The sequence below is a fragment of the Streptomyces sp. NRRL B-24085 genome, assembly GCF_001282115.1.
Lineage (GTDB): Bacteria > Actinomycetota > Actinomycetes > Streptomycetales > Streptomycetaceae > Streptomyces.
On sequence record NZ_LJBR01000047.1, the window covers coordinates 1 to 3,578 of the forward strand.

General features: G+C 71.3%; 2 protein-coding genes. Both read right to left on the reverse strand.

What is annotated here, in order from left to right; translation table 11 throughout:
- A partial coding sequence (locus AOJ26_RS07175; protein ID WP_234358480.1) for an MFS transporter occupies positions 1-1,334 on the reverse strand: 1,334 nt, incomplete at its 3' end.
- Between the two features lie 136 nt (positions 1,335-1,470).
- Positions 1,471-3,578, reverse strand: a 2,108-nt coding sequence (locus AOJ26_RS07180; RefSeq protein ID WP_234358481.1) for an ArnT family glycosyltransferase, incomplete at its 5' end; no start/stop codon positions are given.

The window sequence follows — 3,578 nt, forward strand, 5'->3', positions numbered from 1 at the left end:
GCCTCCGCCAGCGCCCCCGGCAGGGACACCGCGGCCACCGAGATCCCCGCCGCGAACCGCGCGTTCAGCACCGCGCCCAGGACCGCGACCCCCAGTCCCTGCCCGAACTCGGCGACCGTGCCGTTGATCCCCGCGCCGACCCCGGCCTTCTCCGGCGGGATCGCGCTCATGATCGCGTGTGCCATCGCGGGGCTCGCGACCGCCGCCCCCGCGCCGATCAGCACCAGCCCGAGGAGCGTGCCCGCATAGCCGTGGCCGGTGAGCGTGGCGATGGAGAGGAGGCCCGCGGCCATCACCGCCATGCCGAGGCCGATGGACAGCGGGGTCCCCAGTCTCGTCGACCACTTCGCCGCGACGCCCGTGAAGTTGAGGACCACGATCATCAGCGCGAGCGGGGCCGTCCGCAGGCCCGCCTCCAGGGGGCCGTAACCGAGGACGAACTGCATGTGCTGGGTGAGCAGGAAGAGCGAGCCGCCCATGCCGAAGGTGATCAGGACCGCTCCCGCCACCGCACCGGTGAACCGGCGGTCGCGGAAGAAGTGCATGTCGAGCATGGGGTACGGGATACGGCTCTCCCAGTACGCGAACGCCCCCAGGACCGCCACCGCGACCACCGCCGGCACCAGCACCCGGCCGGACGTCCAGCCGTGCTCGGGGCCGGAGATGATCGCGAACACCAGGGACGCCATGCCGATCGTGGAGAGCAGTGCGCCGAGGAGGTCGGGGCGGTCGCCCCGGGGGTTCTTGGACTCGGGGACCAGGATCACCACCGCGACCAGGGCGAGCGCGGCCACCGGCAGGTTGATCAGGAAGATCGCGCCCCACCAGAAGTGGTTCAGCATGAAGCCGCCGAGGAGGGGGCCGGTCGCGAAGCCCAGCGAGTTCACCGCCGCCCAGATGCCGATCGCCCTCGGCTGTTCCCCGGGCGCGAAGATCTGCATCGCCACGGCGAGCGTGGTGGTCATCAGCAGGGCACCGCCCACGCCCATCCCGGCCCGGGCCGCGATGAGTTGGGCCGTGGAGTCGGCGAGGCCCGCGACCAGTGATCCGACGCCGAACAGGACCAGTCCCGCGGCCAGCATCTTCTTGCGGCCGTAGCGGTCGGCGGCGCTGCCCGCGGTGAGCAGGAGCCCCGACTGCACCAGCGAGTACGCGTTGATCATCCACTGGATGTCGGCGGTGGCGGCGCCCAGTTCCCTGGTGAGGGAGGGGATCGCCACGTTCAGGATCGTGTTGTCGAGCAGCACGGTCAGCTGCGCGAGACAGATGACGCCGAGTATCAGCCAGCGCTGGGGGTGGCCCTGGGAGACGGCGGCGGGGGCGGGAGCGGTCATGCTGTACACCGTAGAACAGTTCTTATACGGCGTACAACGCGGTTTCCCGCCGTCGTTCCTTCCCACCGCCGCACTGTGCCGCCGCACGACGAGAAGGGCGGCGACCGGAGTCACCGCCCTTCTGCCGGGAGACACGTCAGCCGCTCGCCTCCTGGGTGAGGTCGTAGAAGGTGGCCGAACCGGCCGTCACCTTCTTGAAGTTGGCCTCGACCCACGAGGTGATCTGCGAGGACGTACCGCTGCTGCCGCCCATGCCGCCGCCGGAGCCGCTGGAGATGAAGTAGTGGATCTTCCCCTCCGCCACGTACTTCTTGAACTGGGCGAGCGTCGGCGACGGGTCGGTGCCGTTGAAGCCGCCGATCGCCATCACCGGTTCTCCGGTGGAGAGTTGGTAGCTCGCCGCGTTCTGGGCGCCGATGGCCGCCGCGACCCAGGTGTACTTCGACGAGTCGGTCTCCAGCAGCTTCTTGGCCTCGGAGCCGACGCTCGCGCCGTTCAGCAGGCCGCCGGCGCCACCGCCGCCTCCCATGGGCCCGTCACCCGTCTGTCCGCCGGGGCCGCCCTGCTGGTTCTGGGTGCCGCCGTCGCCGTTCTGCTGCCCCTGCTGGCCGGGCATACCGCCGCCGGGGAAGCCGCCCATGCCGCCGCCCTGCGTGTTGCCGTTGCCGTTCTGCTGGTTCTGGCCCTGCCGACCGGGCATGCCGCCGCCGAAGCCGCCTCGGCCACCGCCGCCTCCGCCCGGACCGCCGCCGCCCATCATGGACGCGCCCGCCGGGCCCGCCGTCACGATGGAACCGGTGTGGCCCTCCTGAAGGGTGCTCAGGGTGTACGCCGTCGGGCCGGCCAGGGCGGCCACCAGGCCCAGTGAGGCGGCGGCAAGGGCGAGTTGCCGGCTGACGCGGCCAGCGAAGATCAGGCCGAGCGCGGCGACCAGGCCGCCGACGAGCACCAGGTACTTCAGCCAGGGCAGGTAGTCGGAGGTGCGGTTGAGGAGGACGTAGCTCCAGGCGGCCGCCGCCACGACCGAGGCCGCGAGGGTGATCGACGCCCACAGCTCGGCGCGCTTCTCCCACAGGATGCCCGCGCCCATGCCGATCACAGCCGCGAGGTAGGGGGCGAGGGCCACCGTGTAGTACTGGTGGAAGATGCCCGCCATGTAGCTGAAGACGACCATGGTCATCAGCAGCGAACCGCCCCAGACCAGGAACGAACCGCGGGTCGCCGACGTCCGCTTGAGCCTGCAGGTCGCCACCAGACCGGCGACGAGCAGGATCAACGCGGCCGGCAGCAGCCAGGAGATCTGGCCGCCGATCTCGGAGTTGAACATCCGGTCCCAGCCGGTCTCGCCCCACTGCCCGGTGCCGCCTCCGCCGCCACCGCCGCCGACCGAGCCGGTCTCGTCGCCGTTGAGGCGGCCGAGGCCGTTGTAGCCGAAGGTCAGTTCCAGGAAGGAGTTGTTCTGGGAGCCGCCGATGTAGGGGCGGGACGACGCGGGCCACAGCTCGACGATCGCCACCCACCAGCCGCCGGAGACGACCAACGCCAGCGTGGCCGCGGCCAGTTGACCCAGCCGCTTCCTGACGGACACCGGCGCGCAGACGGCGTAGACGATCGCCAGCGGCGGCAGGATCAGGAAGGCCTGGAGGGTCTTGGCGAGGAACGCGAAGCCGATCGCGGCACCCGCCCACAGCAGCCACTTCGTACGGCCGTCCTCCAGGGCGCGGACCACGAGGTAGCAGGCCACCGCCATCAGCAGCGCCAGCATGGCGTCGGGGTTGTTGAAGCGGAACATCAGCGCCGCGACGGGGGTGAGCGCGAGCACGGCGCCCGCGATCAGACCGGCCGCGGGGCTGAACCGGCGGCGCACGGAGGCGTAGACGACGGCGACCGTGCCGACGCCCATGAGGACCTCGGGTGCCAGGATCGCCCAGGAGTTCAGGCCGAAGATCCGCACCGACAGCTCCATCGGCCACAGCGAGGCCGGGGGCTTGTCGACGGTGATCGCGTTGCCCGCGTCCAGGGAGCCGAAGAAGAACGCCTTCCAGGACTGCGATCCCGCCTGGACCGCCGCCGAGTAGAAGGAGTTGGCGTAACCGGAGGAGCTCAGGTTGTACAGGTAGAGCAGGAGGGTCGCGGCCAGCAGGCCGAGGAAGGCCGGGCGCACCCAGCGGGGGTCCTCGGGGCGGCCGCGCCACAGTCTGCGGACGAAGGGCTGCCGGGGTTCAGCGGACCCGGGGGCCGGGG